Origin of the sequence: Paractinoplanes bogorensis (assembly GCF_018829635.1) — a bacterium.
Lineage (GTDB): Bacteria > Actinomycetota > Actinomycetes > Mycobacteriales > Micromonosporaceae > Actinoplanes > Actinoplanes bogorensis.
In genome coordinates this window covers 409,533-429,113 of the sequence record NZ_JAHKKG010000011.1, presented here as the reverse complement: position 1 = coordinate 429,113, position 19,581 = coordinate 409,533, and the positions used below count along the sequence as shown (strand labels likewise).

Annotated in this window: 16 protein-coding genes; 10 read left to right on the top strand and 6 right to left on the bottom strand. The window is 70.4% G+C overall.

Going from position 1 to position 19,581, the window contains the following annotated elements:
- Positions 1-17 precede the first annotated feature (17 nt).
- From glgB to KOI35_RS33855, 7 genes are all read left to right on the top strand, one after another.
- Entirely contained in the window at positions 18-2,135 is a 2,118-nt protein-coding gene (glgB, locus tag KOI35_RS33885) for a 1,4-alpha-glucan branching protein GlgB (RefSeq protein WP_215792802.1), read from the top strand.
- Between the two features lie 64 nt (positions 2,136-2,199).
- On the top strand, positions 2,200-3,141 hold the full coding sequence (locus tag KOI35_RS33880; RefSeq protein ID WP_215792762.1) for a hypothetical protein: 942 nt from the start codon (positions 2,200-2,202) through the stop codon (positions 3,139-3,141).
- Between the two features lie 58 nt (positions 3,142-3,199).
- Complete coding sequence (locus KOI35_RS33875) at positions 3,200-3,361, top strand: hypothetical protein (protein ID WP_215792761.1); 162 nt, start codon at positions 3,200-3,202, stop codon at positions 3,359-3,361.
- A gap of 4 nt (positions 3,362-3,365) precedes the next feature.
- Complete coding sequence (locus KOI35_RS33870) at positions 3,366-4,508, top strand: FxsB family cyclophane-forming radical SAM/SPASM peptide maturase (protein WP_215792760.1); 1,143 nt, start codon at positions 3,366-3,368, stop codon at positions 4,506-4,508.
- Positions 4,498-6,144, top strand: a complete 1,647-nt coding sequence (locus KOI35_RS49115) for an HEXXH motif domain-containing protein (protein WP_215792759.1) — start codon at positions 4,498-4,500, stop codon at positions 6,142-6,144. Before KOI35_RS33870 ends, KOI35_RS49115 begins: the two co-directional genes overlap by 11 nt.
- The gene (locus KOI35_RS33860) at positions 6,129-7,358 is read left to right on the top strand and encodes an MFS transporter (protein WP_215792758.1); all 1,230 of its coding nucleotides are present in this window, start codon (positions 6,129-6,131) and stop codon (positions 7,356-7,358) included. Before KOI35_RS49115 ends, KOI35_RS33860 begins: the two co-directional genes overlap by 16 nt.
- Positions 7,359-9,059: 1,701 nt before the next feature.
- Positions 9,060-10,016, top strand: coding sequence for an aldo/keto reductase (locus tag KOI35_RS33855; RefSeq protein WP_308121270.1), 957 nt, complete (start codon positions 9,060-9,062; stop codon positions 10,014-10,016).
- On the opposite strand, the gene KOI35_RS33850 is transcribed toward KOI35_RS33855, so the two are convergent.
- From KOI35_RS33850 to KOI35_RS33835, 4 genes are read right to left on the bottom strand one after another with little or no spacing between them, the layout of a single operon-like run.
- Positions 9,997-10,491 carry a nitroreductase family deazaflavin-dependent oxidoreductase gene (locus KOI35_RS33850; protein WP_215792757.1) on the bottom strand — a complete coding sequence of 165 codons (495 nt, stop codon included), beginning with the start codon at positions 10,489-10,491 and terminating at the stop codon, positions 9,997-9,999. The genes KOI35_RS33855 and KOI35_RS33850 overlap by 20 nt on opposite strands.
- Entirely contained in the window at positions 10,488-10,865 is a 378-nt protein-coding gene (locus KOI35_RS33845; RefSeq protein WP_215792756.1) for a VOC family protein, read from the bottom strand. The genes KOI35_RS33850 and KOI35_RS33845 overlap by 4 nt, the downstream gene beginning before the upstream one ends.
- 9 nt (positions 10,866-10,874) lie before the next feature.
- Complete coding sequence (locus tag KOI35_RS33840) at positions 10,875-11,447, bottom strand: DUF4240 domain-containing protein (protein ID WP_215792755.1); 573 nt, start codon at positions 11,445-11,447, stop codon at positions 10,875-10,877.
- A 9-nt stretch (positions 11,448-11,456) separates the two neighbouring features.
- On the bottom strand, positions 11,457-11,996 hold the full coding sequence (locus KOI35_RS33835) for a GNAT family N-acetyltransferase (RefSeq protein ID WP_215792754.1): 540 nt from the start codon (positions 11,994-11,996) through the stop codon (positions 11,457-11,459).
- Positions 11,997-12,075: 79 nt separating this feature from the next.
- Between KOI35_RS33835 and KOI35_RS33830 the strand changes: the two genes are divergently transcribed.
- Positions 12,076-13,794, top strand: a complete 1,719-nt coding sequence (locus KOI35_RS33830) for a serine/threonine protein kinase (RefSeq protein ID WP_215792753.1) — start codon at positions 12,076-12,078, stop codon at positions 13,792-13,794.
- A 19-nt stretch (positions 13,795-13,813) separates the two neighbouring features.
- Here the strand turns inward: KOI35_RS33830 and KOI35_RS33825 are convergent, their stop codons facing one another.
- Positions 13,814-16,279: a Tex family protein gene (locus KOI35_RS33825; protein WP_215792752.1), complete on the bottom strand. Its 2,466-nt coding sequence runs from the start codon at positions 16,277-16,279 to the stop codon at positions 13,814-13,816.
- A gap of 175 nt (positions 16,280-16,454) precedes the next feature.
- Between KOI35_RS33825 and KOI35_RS33820 the strand changes: the two genes are divergently transcribed.
- Together KOI35_RS33820 and KOI35_RS33815 are read left to right on the top strand one after the other, a co-directional pair.
- A complete protein-coding gene (locus KOI35_RS33820) occupies positions 16,455-17,174 on the top strand; it encodes a PP2C family protein-serine/threonine phosphatase (protein ID WP_215792751.1) in 720 nt (239 codons plus the stop codon).
- Positions 17,175-17,303: 129 nt separating this feature from the next.
- Positions 17,304-18,206 (top strand): cation diffusion facilitator family transporter, encoded by a 903-nt coding sequence (locus KOI35_RS33815; protein ID WP_308121269.1) that lies wholly within the window; start codon positions 17,304-17,306, stop codon positions 18,204-18,206.
- 1 nt (position 18,207) lies between these two features.
- Here the strand turns inward: KOI35_RS33815 and KOI35_RS33810 are convergent, their stop codons facing one another.
- The gene (locus tag KOI35_RS33810; protein WP_308121268.1) at positions 18,208-19,467 is read right to left on the bottom strand and encodes an MFS transporter; all 1,260 of its coding nucleotides are present in this window, start codon (positions 19,465-19,467) and stop codon (positions 18,208-18,210) included.
- Positions 19,468-19,581: the final 114 nt, after the last annotated feature.

The window sequence follows — 19,581 nt, the reverse complement described above, 5'->3', positions numbered from 1 at the left end:
CCGCCGACCAGCGCGCCATGAACAGCGTGGTGGCCGGCGACACCCACGACCCGCACGCCGTGCTCGGCGCCCACCCCGGCGGCGGCAACACGGTGATCCGCACGCTGCGCAAGGGCGCCAAGGCGGTGTTCGTGCTGCACGAGGGCGAGCGGGTCGAGATGGTCAAGGTGCACCCGGACGGCATCTTCGCCGCCGAGTTGCCCGGCACGGTCCTCGACTACCGGCTCGACGTGGACGGCGAGGAGTTCGACGACCCGTACCGGCACCTGCCGACGCTGGGCGAGCTCGACCTGCACCTGATCGGCGAGGGCCGGCACGAGAAGCTGTGGAAGGTGCTCGGCGCCCAGCCGCTCGGCCCGGACGGGCAGGGCGTCGGCTTCGCCGTGTGGGCCCCGGCCGCGCAGGGCGTGCAGGTGATCGGCGACTTCACCGGCTGGGGACCGTTCGACGGCTGGCCGATGCGCTCGCTCGGCTCCAGCGGCGTGTGGGAGATCTACCTGCCCGAGGCGCACGTCGGCAGCAAGTACAAGTTCAAGGTCCTGGGCCGGGACGGGCAGTGGCGCGAGCACGCCGACCCGCTCGCGCGGCACACCGAGGTCCCGCCGGCCACCGCGTCGGTCGTCTACGACACCTCGTACGAGTGGTCCGACGCCGAGTGGATGGCGGCGCGTGCCTCGAAGCAGTGGCACCAGGAACCGATGAGCGCGTACGAGGTGCACCTGGGCTCGTGGCGACCCGGGTTGTCGTACCGGGAAATGGCCTCTCAGCTCGTCGACTACGTGCTCGAGACCGGCTTCACGCACGTCGAGCTGATGCCGGTGATGGAGCACCCGTTCGGCGGCTCGTGGGGCTACCAGGTCACCGGCTACTACGCGCCGACGTCGCGGTTCGGCACCCCCGACGAGTTCCGCTACCTGGTCGACAAGCTGCACCAGGCCGGCATCGGCGTGATCCTGGACTGGGTGCCGGCGCACTTCCCCAAGGACGAGTGGGCCCTGGCCCGGTTCGACGGCACCCCGCTCTACGAGCACGGTGACTGGCGCCGCGGCGAGCATCCCGACTGGGGTACGTACGTCTTCGACTTCGGCCGCAAGGAGGTGCGCAACTTCCTGGTGGCCAACGCGCTCTACTGGTGCGAGGAGTTCCACGCCGACGGCCTGCGGGTCGACGCGGTGGCCTCGATGCTCTACCTCGACTACTCGCGCAAGGACGGCGAGTGGACGCCCAACCAGTACGGCGGCCGCGAGAACCTGGACGCGATCAGCTTCCTGCAGGAGATGAACGCGACGGTCTACAAGAACTACCCGGGCGCGGTCACCATCGCCGAGGAGTCGACCGCGTGGCCGGGCGTCACCCGCCCGACCCACCTGGGTGGCCTCGGGTTCGGCTTCAAGTGGAACATGGGCTGGATGAACGACACCCTCTCGTACATCGAGAAGGAGCCGATCTACCGGCAGTGGCACCACCACCAGATGACCTTCGCGACCGTGTACGCGTGGAGCGAGAACTACATCCTGCCGATCAGCCACGACGAGGTCGTGCACGGCAAGGGCTCGCTGACCGGCAAGATGCCCGGCGACCTGTGGCAGAAACTGGCCAACACCCGGGCCCTGCTCGGCTTCATGTGGGCCTTCACCGGCAAGCAGCTGCTCTTCATGGGGGCCGAGCTCGGTGACCTGCGCGAGTGGAGCGAGGAGCGCGGGCTCGACTGGGGCCTGCTCGACGACCCGCAGTACGGCGGCGTCCAGCATCTGGTCAAGGACCTCAACCGGGTCTACAAGGAGACGCCGCAGATCTGGACGCAGGACACGTCGGCCAGTGGCTTCCGCTGGATCACCAGCGAGGACTCGCAGCACAACACGTTCTCGTTCGTGCGGTTCGCCCCGAACGGCGACCCGCTGGCCTGCATCGTCAACTTCGCCGCGGTCCCGCAGGAGGAATACCGCATCGGCCTGCCCCGGGCCGGCCGGTGGGCCGAAGTGATCAACACGGACAGCGAGCTCTACGGCGGTTCCGGCGTCGGCAACCTGGGCGGCGTCGACACCGACGACCTGCCCTGGCACGGCTTCGATCAGTCGGTGTCGCTGCGGATCCCGCCGCTGGGCGCGGTCTGGCTGCGCTGGAGCGCCGAATAGCAAGCCCGCTTGACTGTCGTATGTAGAGTGCGGCGCATTCATCCATCCTCACTGGAGGTGATCAATGCGTCGCACTCAGTCCGTCTGGAGACGCGTCGGCGCGGGGGCCGTCGCACTCTCGGCGGCCACGCTCGTCATCGCACCCGCCGCCGCACAGGCCGCGGACGACCCCGAGACTCCCGGCCTCGTCGTCTCGGTGTCCGACCTCAACACGCCGCAGACCCGGATCGGGGGCGGCGACCGCCGGCCGATCCGCGCCGAGATCCGCAACGAGGGCACCGAGCCGGCTGAGGTCCCCGCCATCATGATCACCCTGCCCGAGGGCGCGGCGCTCAAGGGCAGCTTCGGCGACTGCACGTTCCCCGACTACTGGCCCGACGACGAGGGCGCTCCCTGGGTCTACGGACCGTCCGAGGCGACCTGCGTCGTGGGGCGCACGCTGGCCCCGGGTGAGTCGCTGCCGCTGGTCGACGCGGCGGGCCGGCCCGCCTTCCGGGCCGAGTTCGGCCGCAACCTGTGGGGGCCCGACCAGTTCTACGCCGCCGTCTCGGTCACGCCCGGCAACGGCGAGGTGCTGGCCTCGGACGACTTCGCCATCTGGAGCCGTCGCAACACGCTCGACGTCTCGGTCACCGTGCCTCCCGTGCGCGGCACCGTGGGTGACACCGTCGATCTGTCGTTCGAGGTCGTCAACCACGGCCCGTCCGACGGCGGCGGCCCGGGCGCGCTGATCACGGCGCCGTCCGGCACGGTCATCCTGCCGTCGGAGTGGTGCTGGACCGAGGGCACGGACTACCAGAAGCTCCCGGAGTCCAAGCAGGTGCGCTGCAACTTCGAGAGCTACTTCCCGACGATCCACTCGGGTTACGGCCGGGTCGGTCACACCGTGCCGCTGAAGATCAAGTCGGCGCCGGGCCGCAACGGCACGGTCCGGGTGTCGGGCACGATCATCGACGGCACCGAGTCGCGGCCGGGCAACAACACGGCCCGTATCGTGGTGCGTTAGGCGGTCGTCGACAGGTTCGAGAACTGCGGAAGGCGGGTTCCGGCGAATGGAGGCACAGATGGAGAACCAGGAGCCGGAGCCTGTCGACCCGCTCGAGGCCGACGACGACCTGCTGGCCGAGCTCAGCCCGGCCCTGCGCGCGGCGATCGAGCGGGTCCGTTCGCCCGACACACTGGAGGGGCCGGGCGGGTTCAACTCGTTCGTGGACGCCGATCTCTGAGCCGATGACACCGCAGCCGTTCCACCAGTTCGTCCTCAAGATCCATAGCCGGTGCAACCTGGCCTGCGGCTACTGCTACGTCTACGAGTCGGCCGACCAGGGCTGGCGGGCCCAGCCCCGGGTGATGAGCGAGGCCGTGTTCGCGACCGCCTGCCGCCAGATCGCCGAACACGCCGGCGACTCGGTGAGCCTGGTCTTCCACGGCGGCGAACCGCTGCTGGCCGGCGCCGATCATCTCGACCGCCTGGCCGCCCACGCCACGAGCATCGTCGGGCCGGGCCGGCGGCTGCGACTCGGCCTGCAGACCAACGGGCTGCTGTTCGACGAGCGGGTGGCCGAGGTCTGCGAGCGGTGGCAGATCCGCGTGGCCGTGAGCGTCGACGGCGACCGGGCCGGCCACGACCGGCACCGCACCTACCGTGACGGCCGGGGCAGCTACGCCGGCGTCGTCCGGGGAATCGACCTGCTGCGCAGACGCCCTTCGCTGTACGCCGGGCTGCTGTGCACGGTCGACCTCGAGAACGACCCGATCTCCACGTACGAGGCCCTGCTCGCCCTCGATCCGCCGACCGTCGACTTCCTGCTGCCGCACGGGAACTGGACGACTCCCCCGCCCCGCCGCGACGAGGGCGGCCTGCCCGCGTACGGGAAATGGCTGTCCTTGATCTTCGATCGTTGGTTCGACGCCCCGGTGCGCGAGACCGGCGTGCGGCTGTTCGACGACCTGCTGGCGCTGATCCTGGGCGGTTCGGGGCGCTCGGAATCCGTGGGCCTGCAACCGATCCGGGTCGCCGTGGTCGAGACCGACGGCACCATCGAGCAGGTCGACACACTGAAGACGGCGTTCGCGGGCGCGACCCGGATCCGGCCGCCGGGCCCGGGCAACCCGTTCGACGCGGCGCTGCTCGAGCCCGCGATCATGGCCCGGCAACTGGGCCGGGAGGCCCTCGGCCCGACCTGCCGGGCGTGCGCGATCCACCGGATCTGCGGCGGCGGCAACTACGCGCACCGGTTCCGTGCGGGTTCCGGCTTCCGCAACCCGTCGGTCTACTGCCCTGACCTGGAATTCCTGATCGAGCACGTACGGGCCCGGGTCACGGCCGAACTGGCCCGGATCGGCGCGAGGAGGCCGGCCGGTGGACGCTGACGCCCTGGCCCGTGATCTCGGCACCGGGTTCGGCACGCCCGCCGCCCGGGCCCTGCTCGCCGCCGGGCAGCGGAAGAAACGCGAGGTCCTGCTGCGCATGCTGGTCAAGGACGCGGCCGACCCGCGGCTGACCGAGGCGGCCCGGCTGATCCGGGGCGAACTGCTCGACTCCCCGAACCTGGGCGTCTGGCTCGTGCACTGCCTGCGGCGGCTGTCCGGGCAGGTCGAGTCGGAGATCCCGCTCTGGGCCGACCTGGGCTATCCGGGCTGGCTGGCCGTGGCGCACGTGATCACGTCGGGTGGGGTCGGCGAGTACGAGGTGGTCGTGCGCGACGGCGCGGTCATGCTGCCGGGGCTCGGGCTGGCCCGGCTCGCCGCGCCCGGGTATCACGGGACGGCTCTCGTGGCTGTGGCGCGGGATCGGGCCGAGATCACTCTTGGCGGCACCCGCCTCATCGTGCGCGATCCCGGGGGCGAGAACGACGAGCGCTGGCTGCCGTTGCGCAAGCTCGGGACGACGTATTCGACGCTGCGGACGGTCCATCTCGATGATCTGGACCCGTTTCGCGACATGTCCGACCCGTACACGAAAGCGCAATTGACCTCTCCTCCCCCACGGCTGACCAAGGCCCAGGCGGCGATGTGGTCCCGCCATTTCCACGGCGCGCTCGAGATCCTGCGCCGGCAGTACCCGGAATACAGCGCCGGCATCGACGACGTGCTGCGGGCGGTGGTGCCGCTGACCGCCGAACCGGTGCCCAACGGGGTCAGCAACACCTCGCTGCACGCATACGGGGGTGTGCACATGAGCGCCGCGGGCGGGCCGCGCCAGTTCGCGCTCACCCTGATCCACGAGTGCCAGCATGCCAAGCTGACCGCCCTGACCGACCTGGTCGAACTTCAGAAGCCGTCGGCCGTCAAAGACCTGTACGCGCCGTGGCGGGACGATCCGCGGCCGCTCTCCGGGCTGTTGCAGGGCATCTACGCGCATATCGGCGTCACTGACTTCTGGCGTCTGTCGGAGCAGTCCGCGGTGGCCGAGGTCGAGTTCGCGCGGTGGCGTACCCAGGTGCGGCAGGCGCTGCTCGTGGCCGCCGCGTCACCGCTGCTCACCGAGGCCGGCACCGGTTTTGTCGCGGCGATGCGGGCCGCCGCCGACGCGCGCTGGTCGGGCGTGGCCGTGTCCGGTCGGCTCGAGACGCTGGCCCGCGAGGCGTCAGCCGGTCATCTGGTCGCGTGGCGGGTGCGGAACATGGCGGTCGACATCACCTCTCTATCCGCTTCTTGGCTTTCGTCGCCGAGGCCGGGCCCGCTGCCGCCTTCGCACGTGGTCTCCGCGCCACCCCGCGATCGTTCGCGATTGCCGGTCGGCTATCTGAAGATGTCGGGCGATCTGTCGGGCGTTCCCCCCGCCGACCTGGCCTATGCGGCCGGTGACTACGAGCGGGCCCTGTCGCTCTATCTGGCCGAGTCACCGCTGAGCCCCGAGTCGTGGGCCGGCGTGGCCCTGAGCATGCGGCACCTCACCGACGAGGCGTCGGTCTCGGCCCTGTTCCGCCGCCCCGAAGTGGTCGCGGCACTGCACGCGGCCGTCGGCGGTGACATCGTCCAGCTCACCGCGTGGCTCTCGTCGTGATCCTCCACAACCGGCGCTTCCTGGCGCTGTGGAGCGGCAACGCCCTGTCGCTGGTCGGCACCGCGGGCATCCGCATCGCCTACCCCCTGCTCGCCCTGGCCCTGTCCGACTCCCCCGCACTGGCCGGCTGGATCGCCTTCGCGGCCACCGTCCCCACGCTGATCCTGCAGGTGCCGGCCGGCCTGATCGCCGACACCGTCAACCGCCGCCTCCTGATGCTGGCGGCCCAGGCGGTCGGGCTGGCCGCGACGGTGTCGGTGCTGCTGGCATCGGCGCTCGACCTGGCCGGCCTGACCGTCATCCTGATCGTGGCGGCGGTGCTCGAAGGCTCGGCGTTCGTCGTCTTCGGCATCGCCGAGGTCGGCGCGGTCCGCGACGTGGTCGACGAGAAACACCGCACGGTCGCCTTCTCCTTCCTCGAAGCGGAACAGCCGATCGCCAACCTCGCCGGGCGCGCGGTGGGTGGCGCGCTCTTCGACGTGTCCCGCTGGGCGCCGTTCCTTTTCAATGCTTTCTCGTACGTCTTCTGCCTGTGGACCCTGGCCGCGATGCCGAAACGGCTGTTCGACCCCCGCCCGGTCCCCACCGCCGACCCGGTGGCCCGCTTCTGGCACCGCATGGGCCAGGGACTGGTCTGGCTGTGGCGGATCCCCTTCCTGCGCATGACCACGATCGTCACCGGCTTCACCAACATCCTGTTCCAGTGCGTGATCCTGATGGTGCTGGTGGTCGGCACCCGCGACGGCCGTCCGGTCTGGACGGTCGGCGCGATCCTGGCCGCGGCCGGCGTGGGCGGCATCCTGGGCTCGTTCGCGGCCCCACGGCTGGAACGGGAGTTCTCGCCGCGCGCCCTGTTCCTGAGCTGCATGTGGGCGTGGACGGTGATGCTGGCGCTGATCGCGGTCAGCACCCGGACGGTGGTGCTGGTGATCGCGTGGGGCGGGGTGGGCGCGATCGGCACGGTCGTGGCCGTCACCCTCACGGTGGCCCGGGCCCGCGCCGTACCCGATTCGGCGCTGGGCCGCATCGTCAGCGCCGCTTCGGTCATCACCGACGGCGCGGTGCCGATCGGTGCCGTGCTCGGTGGCTACCTGCTGGCCGTGGCCGGGCCGAGGGCCACAGCTTTCATCCTGCTGGCGGCCATGCTGACGGCTGCCGTCGCGTGCACCCGGCTGTTGCAGCCCACGCCGCTACAAGCACGCGTCCAGCCCTGAGAAGATCAACCCGGTGCGGTGACTGGCGGGCCGAGGCCCGCGTAGACGGCAATCAGCGAATCCCGGTCATGCCACCAGACGTCGGCCGGTCCTCGAACTTCGGTCACCGGGTCGTCTTCCGGCGCAGGCGGCAGGACCAGGCCGTGGCCCCGGCGCGGTCCATCTCGGCGGCCGGGATGCCCGATTCCCGCCAGACGGATTGCTCAAGGTCTGGACGGTCTGATCGAACCCCGTGAGCGACCGGGATCGCCGGGACAACCCCTCCGGAACGTCGTGAATGAGGTTGACCTTCACTGACTCGCCGTGGTTTTGCTGCCCGAGGTCATTTCGTGAAACGCACATATTTGCATGATCGAATACTGACATGGCGCTATGCCGGTAGGGGATAATCTTTGCATGGCGCAGTTGTCGTTGTTCAGCCGGGCCACGATCTCGGAAATGCGCGATCCCACCTTGGCACGCAACTATTCACCCTCCCGGGAGGAATTCCGGCGCCAGCACAAAGAGCGCCGAGACCGGGGCCTGGAGCGCCGCCACGCCGAAAAGATGCGCCGCACGCCGGCGTCCACGCTCGACCAGATCAAGGCTGTCCGCACAGCCGAGATCAGCCCGACCGACGCGTCGCAACGCGGGGCAGCTCGCGCAGCGCAAGACTGGGCCGCCGACGTCGCACGACACAAGGCCACCGCGACAGCACAGCGCGAAGCAGCACGCGCAGCCAACAACAAAGCGCGCCCCGACGCAACAGCCACAGCGCGCGCTTCGGAAATCTGGTCGGCCGAAGTGGCACGGTGCACGGCCACCCACACAGCGCGACGCGAAGCCCACACCAGGGCAGCCGACGCAACCCGGAACGAGGCCACCGACACGGCACGACGCGAAGCAGCCGGCGAAGCCCACGCCAGAGCAGCCAACGCAACCCGGAACGAGGCCACCGACACGGCACGACGCGAGGTAGTTCCTACGGCAGTCACCAGTACGGTCGACGTGTCGCAGCACGAGACAGGCCTCGCCGCGCAGGAAGAATCGCCTCGAACCACGGGCCACAAAATAGGTGGACCAACGCAGGATAACGCTGTTACAGAAACGCCTCACGCCGACTCGTTCAGAAATTCCGGCGGAACGTTACATGGGCTTGATAACGCAGCTCGGAATGATCCTGCGCGACTCATACGCGGGCGGAATCCAACACCTGTTCAGCCCACTGTGAGCGCCGACCAAGAAGCCGCTGGTCCTGCGGTTGGCGTAGCTCGAATACCTGCCGGCCCTGCGGTCAGCGTCAATCATTCGCACGGGCGGATGTTCGATGGGATTCTTGGGTCGCCGCGCGCCGTGGTTCGGGTGACACCCGATACCGTTCGTCGCTTACGAGTGGGCGAGGGTCGTCATTCTGTGGTCGCGGTCCAGACAGCGGCCCTGCGGGAAATGCTGCAATCGCATGCTGCCGGGCCAGCGGAACCCACTCGAGTTGGCACCCTGACGCAGCGCCTCGTCCGGGCGCCGGCGCACCGAGCCCATGGTGAACCACCATTGCGTCGGGATCGCGGCGCCCGGGCCATGCGGGCCGGCCGCCTCGCTGTACCGATCCGCCGGCGCACGCCGCCACGCTGCACGTCGGGCGAGTCGACGACCGGTCCGAAGAGTGGCTCTGCGGGAGTTGATTCCGCACCTGTCGCCGGATCGGCAGAACCCACGGCCTCGGTGTTCACGCTGCAGACCGCGATCACCGCCAACGATCAGACAAGCTGGAGACGCCTTGGCAAAGAGAGGTGCCGTTTGTTTTACCGTCCGCACCTGTCCACAGTGATCTTGCCGAGCCCCAGTCATGATCACTGTGGACGGCGAGCGGTTGATCGGGAGAGGGTGCTCAGGGTGAGCGGCGGGCGGATCGGGTTCGGGGCTATGCAGCTGGCTACGGCGGGGCGGGACCGGGAGACGTCGGTTGCGGTGTTGCGGCGGGCCGTCGAGCTAGGGGTACCGCTGGTCGACACGGCCTTTCTCTACGGTGGGGGCGCCAACGAGGAGCTGGTCGCTGAGGCTCTGTATCCGTACGGGGAAGATGTGGTTGTCACGACCAAGGTCGGGGTGACCGGCAGCGGGCCGTTGAGCAACTGGCGGCTTGACGGGCGGCCCGAGTCGCTTCGGCGGCAAGTGGACGGGTCTCTGCGGCGGCTGCGGGTTGAGCGGATCGCGCTGCTGCAACTGCACCGCGTCGATCCTGAGGTGCCGCTGGCCGATCAGGTGGGTGCGCTGAGCGAGCTGGTCGGTGCGGGCAAGGCGGCGCGGATCGGGCTGTCCGAGGTTTCGGTGGGTGAGCTGGCGGAGGCGCGGGCGATCGCCGGGATCGCGAGTGTGCAGAATCGCTACAACCTGGACGACCGCGTGCACGAACCCGTGCTCCGGGTCTGCGAGGCGGAGGGGATCGACTTCCTGCCGTGGCGGCCGCTTGGTGAGCCGAACGGCGAGGCGATAGCGATCGCCGCCGAGGTCGGAGCGACGCCGGCTCAGGTGGCGCTGGCCTGGCTGCTCGACCGGTCCGCGGCGATGCTGCCGATCCCGGGCACGTCGCGGGTGTCCCATCTGGAGGAGAACGTGGCGGCCGAGCAGATCGAGCTGACCTCGGAACAGCGAAGGCGGCTCAATCAGGAACCGGTGTGAGGCGGATGACCGGAATCTGCCGGACGTCGGCGCGGTCGCGGAAGCGCAGCCAACCGGGATTCATCCGAACGGCGGCCGCGAAGAGTCGATCGCGCTCGGGCCCGGTCAGTTCGACAGCGACAACGGACCGGGACGCGACCGTAGCGCGGGGGTGGGCGCGCAGGTTGTGGTACCAGGACGGGTTGCGGCGGTCGCCGAAGTTGGCCGCGATCACGACCAGGTTGTCGCCGTCGGGTACGCCGAGGACCGGTGTCGTCCGCGGTTGGCCGGTGCGGGCGCCGGTTGTGGTCAGCTGCACCACCGGCAGGCCGGAGACCCAGCCGGACAGGGTGCCGCGGCCGCCGCTCGCCCGCAGGGCCAGCCGGTCGATCGACGCCAGGTAGCGCACCGACAGCCACGCCACGGGACGGCTGGTCACGGCGAGCCGCACCATCCGGCGTACGGGACCGGCCTCGGTGAATCCGTAGCCGGTCACGGCCAGGACTTGGCGAACCGGTCGAAGTCGTCGCTGTGGCGTGGGATGACGCAGCCCAGCTGGCCGCCGGGCAGGCGCAGGATGTGGCAGTCGAGCCACTGGTCGATCTGCTCGGCCCCGAGGGCGACCAGCCGGGCCGTCTCGGCGTCGAGGTCGTCGGTCTCGAAGTCGACGTGGTAGCGGGCGTCGCCGTCGATCGCCTGCACGGCCAGGGTGAGCCCGGGCAGCGCGCCGACCAGACCGGTGAACTGGGGCTCGCCGGGCTCGGAGACCGTCTCGACGCCCAGCGCCCGTGACCAGAAGGCCGTCGCCGCCTCCGCCTCGGCGGCGGGCACGTCGATCAGGATGGTGGACAACCGGCTGCGGTGCGGCACAACGACTCCTCAGACGGAGGGAACGGGGTCGAACAGGCCGGACAGCCGAGGATAACGCCGCAGCCGCTCGGTGACGTCGCGCGTGTCGAAACGCGGGTCGGGCGGTTCGGGCCAGGCGCGGAAGATCAGGCCGCGGGCCTCGAGGGCGTCGTCCAGGTCGTCGCCGTCGGTGACCTCTTCGTAGGCCTCGGACGCCACGTAGTCGAGCAGCTCCCACTCGGGCCACTCGTCCTCGGCCCACAAGTCGGAGTCGCGGCCGGCCAGCACGCGGATCGCCGGGAGGTCGGCCAGCGCGTCCGGGTCGGCCGCGGCCGACTCGAACGCCTCGCGTCCCTGCCCGATCAGCCAGGCCTGGAAGTACCAGAACGAGTCGTCGGACGCGCCGTCGCAGATCAGGGCGGCCGCACCCCACATGTGCCAGGTGTCGATCCGGTCGCGCAGGCCGTAATAGAGGATCTCGAACTGTTCGATCTCGGCCGGGGACGACTCGGCCAGTTGTGCGGTGAGCCAGTCGGCCCGGTCGTGCTCGTCCTTCTTACGCGCGCTGCGCTCGATCAGCGCCCAGAATCCATCGAGATCCACGGCGGGAACTCAACCATACGAGGGCCACTCCGTGGACAGCAGGCCATAGATCAGGTCGTCGGTCCATTCGTCCTTGATGAAGGTCTGCTGCCGGAGCCGGCCCTCCAGGGTGAAGCCGAGCCGCTCCATCAGCGCCGCCGACCCCGAGTTGCGGGCGTCGCACTCCCCCGCCACCTTGTGCAGACCCTGCAAGGTGAAGAGCCGATCAAGGACGGCCCGTACGGCCTCGGTCGCGTAACCCTGTCCTTGCCGGTTCCGGGCCAGCGTGAAGCCGATCTCGGCCTGCTTCAGGTTGTCGTGCAGGTGCACCGCCACATCACCGATGAGTTCGCGGTCGGCGGTGTGCTCGATCGCGTACTGGAACCAGCCCGGCCTGTCGGGGTCGGAGGCCATGAAGTTGGCGACCGCGGTCTCGGCCCGCAGCAACGAGAACGGCGCGTCCCACGACTGATATCGGGCTATGTCAGGATCCGAGCGATAGGCCGCGAGCACCTCCGCGTCCGGCTTGCGGAACCGCCGCAGCAGGAGCCGTTCGGTCTCGATCAACATGAGCCGAGGATAGGCCGCAGGCGGCTGACGTCACCCGATACAGTGACCCTTTCTGATTTCTCCGGGACTGGGGGCGGTCATGCGTCCGGAGCCGTTGCGCCCGAGCGATCCGGTGCGGCTCGGCGAGTACGAGCTCGTCGGCCGTCTCGGCGAGGGCGGCATGGGCACCGTCTTCCTGGCCACGTCGCCGGCCGGCACACAGGTGGCGGTCAAGGTGGTGCGGGCCGATCTGGCGCCCGACGACGAGTTCCGGCGCCGGTTCCGCAGCGAGGTGGCCCGGGCCCGGCAGGTGCCGCCGTTCTGCACGGCCGAGGTGCTCGACGCCGACCCCGACGCCGACCATCCCTATCTGGTGGTCGAATACGTCGACGGCCCGACCCTGCAGCAGGTCGTGGACGACAAGGGACCGCTCACCGCGGCCAACCTCCACAGTGTCGCGATCGGGGTGGCCACCGCCCTCACCGCGATCCACGGCGCCGGCGTGATCCACCGCGACCTCAAGCCCCGCAACGTGCTGCTCGCGCCGGGCACGCCCAAGGTGATCGATTTCGGTATCGCGCGGGCCATCGAGGGCGCCCACACGGCGAACACGTCGCCCGAGTTCATGATGGGCACGGTCGCCTACATGGCGCCGGAGCGCTTCGGCGACGACGAAGTGCCGGTCACCGCCGCGGCCGACGTCTTCGCGTGGGGCGGCATCGTGACCTACGCGGGCACCGGCCACACCCCGTTCGGCGGCGACTCGGCCCCGTCGACGGCGGGGCGCATCCTGACCAGTCAGCCCGATCTCTCCGGGCTCAGCGGCCCGCTGCGCGATCTGGTCGCGGCCGCGCTGAGCAAGGATCCGGCCGACCGCCCCTCGGCCCGCGAACTGCTCGACCGGCTCGTGGCCAGCAACTCGAGGCCCGCCGTGTCGGCCCTCGAGGGCCAGCCCGACCTGCGGGCCGCGGCCAACCAGGCGCAGTCGGTGACCGGTCTGATGCCGCATCCGGCGCCGGCCGAGCCGACCGTGGTCGTGTCGGCCATACCGGGCATGGCCGAGCCGGTGACCGACGACGTGGAAGACAAGCGCCGCTGGTTCCTGCCGGTCTCGATCGCCGCGCTGGTGCTGGCCGTGATCGCCGGCACGATGATGATCGTTTTCGGACGTCCGGGTCAGAGTCCGGTCGCCTCTCCCGGGCCCGGGCCGAGCGAGCCGGTGGCCGAAGTGTCGTCCGCGCCGCCGGCCGGCCCGCTGCTGCTGGCCGACGACCTCGACAAGCCCCGGTTGTGGCTGGCCAAGACCGAGCCCGACGGCCGCTCGTCGTGCGCGTTCACCGACGGCGAGCTGCACGTGCGGATCGACGCCAAGCCGCTCTACAAGTGCCGCGGCCCGCAGGATCAACTGCCCGAAGACCTGGGCATCGAGGTCGGCGTGCGGCTGCTCAGCGACAATGCCTGCGCGGCGATCTGGTTCCACTTCAAACTGCCCAACGGCGGTCATCTCGTACGCGTGTGCCGGGACAACATCTTCGTCGGGGCGCACCAGAGCACGAATGTGTCGGTGTCCCGCACCCTGCCGCTCGACCAGCCGATCGAGGTCGGGGCGGAACCGACCCGGATCGGTCTGCGGGTCGACGGCGAGACGGTGACCGTGACCCGCGACGGCGTTCCGCTCGGGGACGCCCCGCTCGGCGCGGCCGAGATCAGCGGCAGCCGGGTGCTGCTCGGCGTGTTCCTCGACCGCGACGCGCCCGAGGCGGGGGCGGCCGAGGTGGCCTTCGACCGGATCGAGGTGCGGGGGCCGAGCGCCCGCTGAGGAGCGCCCGGCCCGCCACCTAGTCCTTGGTGAGGCCGGCCCGGCGCAGCGCGTCGGCCATCGCCCCGCCGTTGAAGCTGGACTGGGACTGCTGCTGGCGCTGACCGCCGCCTTGGCGCTGCTGACCGCCCTGCCGCTGGCCGCCACCCTGACGCTGCCCGCCGCTGCCCTGACCGCCACCGCCCTGACCGCCGCTGCCCTGCCGCGGCCCGCCGCCCTGACCGCCACCGCCCTGCCGCGGCCCGCCGCCCTGACCGGCGCCGCCCTGCCGCGGCCCGCCGCCCGGACCGCCACGCGGCCGGTCCTCGCGAGGTTCCCGCGGCTTGCGCACCTCGTCCTTGAGCCGCATGGTCAGCGAGATCCGCTTACGCGGCACGTCGACCTCGACGACCCGCACCTTCACGACGTCGCCCGACTTCACGACCTCACGCGGATCCTTGACGAACGTGTCCGAGAGCGCCGACACGTGCACCAGCCCGTCCTGGTGGACGCCGACGTCGACGAACGCCCCGAACGCCGCCACGTTGGTCACGACGCCCTCGAGCACCATGCCCGGCTCGAGGTCGCCGATCTTTTCGACGCCCTCCTTGAAGGTGGCCGTGCTGAACTCGGGCCGCGGATCCCGCCCCGGCTTGTCGAGCTCGCGCAGGATGTCGGTCACGGTGAGCACGCCGACCGTGTCGGTGATGAACTCCTCGGGCCGCAGGCCGCGCAGCAGCGGGCTGTTGCCGATCAGCGACTTGATGTCGGTCTTGGCCGACGCCAGGATCGTCCGCACCACCGGGTAGGACTCCGGGTGCACGGCCGAGGAGTCGAGCGGGTCGTCGCCGTCGGGGATGCGCAGGAAGCCGGCGCACTGCTCGAACGCCTTGGGGCCGAGCCGGGCCACCTTCTTGATCTCGTTGCGGTTGGCGAACGGGCCGTTGGCGTCGCGGTGCAGCACGATGTTCTCGGCCAGGCCGGTCGTGATGCCGGAGACCCGGGAGAGCAGCGGGGCCGAGGCGGTGTTGATGTCGACGCCGACCGCGTTCACACAGTCTTCGACCACCGCGTCGAGCGACTTGGACAGTTTGGACTCGGACAGGTCGTGCTGGTACTGCCCGACGCCGATCGAGCGCGGGTCGATCTTCACGAGCTCGGCCAGCGGGTCCTGCAGGCGGCGCGCGATGGAGACGGCGCCGCGCAGGGACACGTCCATGCCCGGGAGCTCCTGGGCCGCGTACGCGGAAGCCGAATAGACCGACGCCCCGGCCTCGCTGACCATGACCTTGGTGAGGCCGGCCTCGGGGTGCCGCTTGATCAGGTCGCCGGCCAGCTTGTCGGTCTCGCGGGAGGCGGTGCCGTTGCCGATCGCGATCAGGTCCACGTTGTGCTTGCTGGCCAGGGCGGCGAGCCGGTGGATCGACTCGTCCCACTTGTTCTGCGGCACGTGCGGGTAGATGACGTCGGTCGCCACCACCTTGCCGGTCGAGTCGACCACGGCGACCTTCACGCCCGTACGGAATCCGGGGTCGAGGCCCATGGTGGAACGCGTGCCCGCCGGAGCGGCCAGCAGCAGGTCGCGCAGGTTGGCCGCGAAGACCCGGACGGCCTCGTCCTCGGCCGCCTGCCACAGTCGGACGCGCAGGTCGGCGCCGAGGTGGATGAGCACGCGGGTGCGCCAGGCCCACCGCACGGTGTCGTTCATCCACTTGTCGCCGGGCCGGCCCTGGTCGGTGACGCCGAACCGGGCGGCGATGCGCGGCTCGAAGGTCGACTCGTCCTCGGGCTCGGGTTCCATCGTGAGGTCGAGGACGCCCTCCTTCTCGCCGCGGAACATGGCCAGGATGCGGTGCGAGGGCAGTTTCGCGTACGGCTCGGCGAAGTCGAAATAGTCGGCGAACTTCGCGCCGTCGTTCTGCTTCCCGTCGTTGACCTTGGCGATCAGGCGGCCCCGGGTCCACATCCGCTCGCGCAGCTCACCGATCAGGTCGGCGTCCTCGGCGAAGCGCTCGATCAGGATGGCCCGCGCCCCGTCCAGCGCCGCCTGCTCGTCGGCGACGTTCTCGCCCACAAAAGATGTCGCGGTCGACCTGGGGTCGAGCGAGGGATCGCCGAGGAGCTGGTCGGCCAGCGGCTCGAGGCCGGCCTCACGGGCGATCTGGGCCCGCGTCCGCCGTTTCGGCTTGTAGGGCAGGTAGATGTCCTCGAGGCGGGCCTTGGAGTCGGCGGCCAGGATCGCGGCTTCCAGTGCGTCGTCGAGCTTTCCCTGCGTACGGATCGACTCCAGCACCGCGGCCCGGCGTTCCTCCAGCTCGCGCAGGTAGCCCAGCCGCTCCTCGAGCGTGCGGAGCTGGGTGTCGTCGAGGGCGCCGGTCACCTCCTTGCGATACCGGGCGATGAACGGAACGGTGGCCCCGCCGTCGAGCAGATCGACCGTCGCGGTGACCTGGCCCTCACGGACCCCGAGTTCGGTGGCAATGCGCTGATGGATGGCTGTCGTCACGCCGACGATTGTCAACCACGGCCGCACCGGTTGTCCCGCCGCCCCGCGCGAGGTAGTCCTCCGGTGTGGTTGACCTGCCGGGAAGCGCCTTATGTCCGTCCTTAACACAAACTCGTCCCCGCACTACTCAGGAGGTACTAGAGACATCTGATCGGGGCTTTGGCAGTCTTGTCACATGACGCTTGTTGTCCGGGCGGTCGCCGCCACCGATCAGGGCCTGGTGCGGACCAACAACGAGGACGCGGTCTTCGTCGGGAACCGCCTCCTCGTGGTCGCTGACGGCATGGGTGGGCTGCCCGCCGGCGAGCTGGCCAGCGACATCCTGGTGCAGTCGCTCAGCGTCGTCGACGCCGAGGACGACGAGGGTGAGCCGCTGCAGGTGCTGATCCGCGCGCTCGAGCAGGCCAACGAGCGGATCGAGGCCGCGGTGGCCGACGACGACGCCCGTGACGGCATGGGCACCACGGTCACCGCGATCATGCTGGCGGGCGACCGGGTGGCCGCGCTGAACGTCGGCGACTCGCGCTGCTACCTGGTCCGCGACGGTGAGCTGACCCAGCTGACCCGCGACGACACGTACGTCCAGGCGCTGGTCGACCAGGGTGTGCTGAGTGCCGCCGACGCCCGGCGCCATCCGCAGCGGGCGCTGGTCACCCAGGCCGTGCAGGGTGGTCCCTACCGTCCCGCGGGGCGGATGATTCCCGTACGGGAGGGCGACCGTTTCCTGCTCTGCAGCGACGGGCTGTCCGACTACGTCGAGGACGCCGTGATCGCCGAGACCCTGCTGGCCAACGCCGACCGCAAGACGGCCGCGGCCGAGCTCGTGCACCGCACCCTCGAGAACGGCGCGCCCGACAACGTCACGGTGATCGTCGCCGACATCACCGGGGAGTAGAGCTGTCCATCGTGGATCACCCGATGATTCGGATATGCACCGATATTTCGCGGTGAAGTGGGAAAATCCTCCTGATACCGATCGGGAGGAACCATGGGCGGTCACCATGAGCACCACCATGATCACGGAGTGAGCGCCGGCTCGGACCGGCGCTGGCTGGTCGCCGCACTGATCCTGATCTCGGTGCTGATGCTGGCCGAGGTGGTGGCCGGCGTCGTCTCCGGCTCGCTGGCCCTGCTGTCCGACGCCGCCCACCTGCTGACCGACGTCGCCGCGATCGTCCTGGCGCTGGCCGCGATGCGCCTGGCCGCGCGTCCACCCCGGGGCGGTTTCACGTACGGGCTCAAACGCGCCGAGATCCTCTCCGCCCAGGCCAATGGTCTGACCCTGATCCTGCTCGGCCTCTGGCTGGCGTACGAGGCCGTCGGCCGGTTGATCGACCCGCCCGAGGTGGCCGGCGGGGTCGTCCTGGTCACCGCCGCGATCGGTGTCGTGGTCAACGTCGTCGCGGCCTGGTGCATGTCCCGCGCCAACCGGACCAGTCTCAACGTCGAGGGCGCGTTCCAGCATCTGCTCAACGACCTGTTCGCGTTCGCCGCCACCCTCGTCTCCGGCGTGGTCATGGTGGTCACCGGCTTCACCCGGGCCGACGCGATCGCCTCGCTGATCGTGGTGGTGCTGATGGTCCACGCCGGGGCCCGGCTGGTCCGCGACTCCGGGCGGATCCTGCTCGAGGCCGCCCCGGCCGGCATGGACGTCGACGCACTCGGCGCCGAGCTGGCCGCGGTGACCGCCGTGCACGAGATCCACGACCTGCACCTGTGGCAGATCACCTCGGGCCACGCGGCACTGTCCGCGCACGTGATCGTCGAGGATCACGCCGACTGCCACCGCAGCCGCGTCGACCTGGAGGAGCTGCTGCGGGTCCGGCACCACATCCGGCACACCACCCTGCAGGTCGACCACGCCGCCGACACCGACGGGCTGCGCTGCGGCCCCGTGCACCGCAGTGCGGCGACTGTGGGTCAGTGAACTACTCGAGTTCCGGCAGGTCGCGCATGGTGCGCAGGGGGGAGAACCAGATCCACACGGCGCCGAGCAGGGCGCCCACGGTGGCTATCCACAGTGACGGCCGTACGCCGATGGTGGCTCCCAACGCTCCGCCGAGCAGGGCGCCGATGGGGCGGATGCCGTAGTTGACCGTTCGTTTGAAACCGGCCACCACGGCCAGCATCGACGGTGGGGTGGCGGCCGTCTGGACCGAGCCGACAGTGATGTCGAGGATCATCACGCCGAGCGCGCACAAAAACTCGGCGACGGCCAAGGTGGCCAGGATCAGCGCGTAGGGGCCGCCGACCCACGGGATCAGGATCAGCGGGGCCGGGAACAGGACGAAGCCGACCAGCACGGCGGGACCGATACCGATGCGGCGGCTCAACGGGCCGGCCGCCGCGGCGCCGACCAGGCCGCCCAGCGCGCCCAGGCCGATGATCAGGCCCAGCGTGCCGGGGGCCACGTGCAGCGAGGTGGTCACGTAGAGGACGAACAGCGCGGCGAAGATGTAGTTGAAGAGGTTCAGCGTGGTCGCCCCGAGCAGCACGGCGCGCAGCACGGCCGAGCGGGCCACGAAACGTACGCCCGCAAGCATGCCTCTGGCCTGATCCGACGTGTCGGCGGGAGCGTCCGCGACGCGCACCCGGGTCAGGAATGCGGCCGACGCCAGGTAGGTGAGCACGTCGGCGAGCAGCGCGACCGGCGCCGACAGCCACTGCACGAGCAGGCCGCCCAGGCTCGGACCGGCCACGAAGGACGCGGCCCGGCTGCCGTTGAGCAGCGTGTTGGCGTCGACGTAGTCGGGGCGGCGGACCAGTGCGGCGAACAGGCTGGCGTGGGCCACTTCGAACAGCACCGCGAACGACCCGACCAGGAACGCCACCGCGCACAGCAGCGGCAGGGTCAGCGCGTCGGCCCACCACAGCGCGGGCACGGCCAGCAGCAGGAGCGCGCGGGACAGGTCGGCGGCGATCATGATGCGGCGCTTGTCGCGGCGGCGGTCGGCCCAGGCGCCGGCGGGCAGCGAGAAGAAGAGGTTGGGCAGCAGGGCGGCCGCGGTCAGGTAGCCCATCTCGGCCGGTCCAGCGTCGACGGCCAGCACGGCCAGCAGCGGCACGACCAGAACCGTGATCTGATCGCCGACGAGCGAGACGGTCTGCGCACTCCAGTAGCGACGAAAGGCGGCCTCGCGCAGCAGCCGCCACGGCCCCCGCGGCTCGACGATCGCCCCGGCCGTCACCGTGACTCCCCCGGGTCGAGCTCCGGCTGTCGGCGAGCCGAGACCGAGCCGACGTCCGACTCGCCAACAGCCGAAACCGGGCCACGCTGCGACTCGCCAAGAGCCGAAACCGGG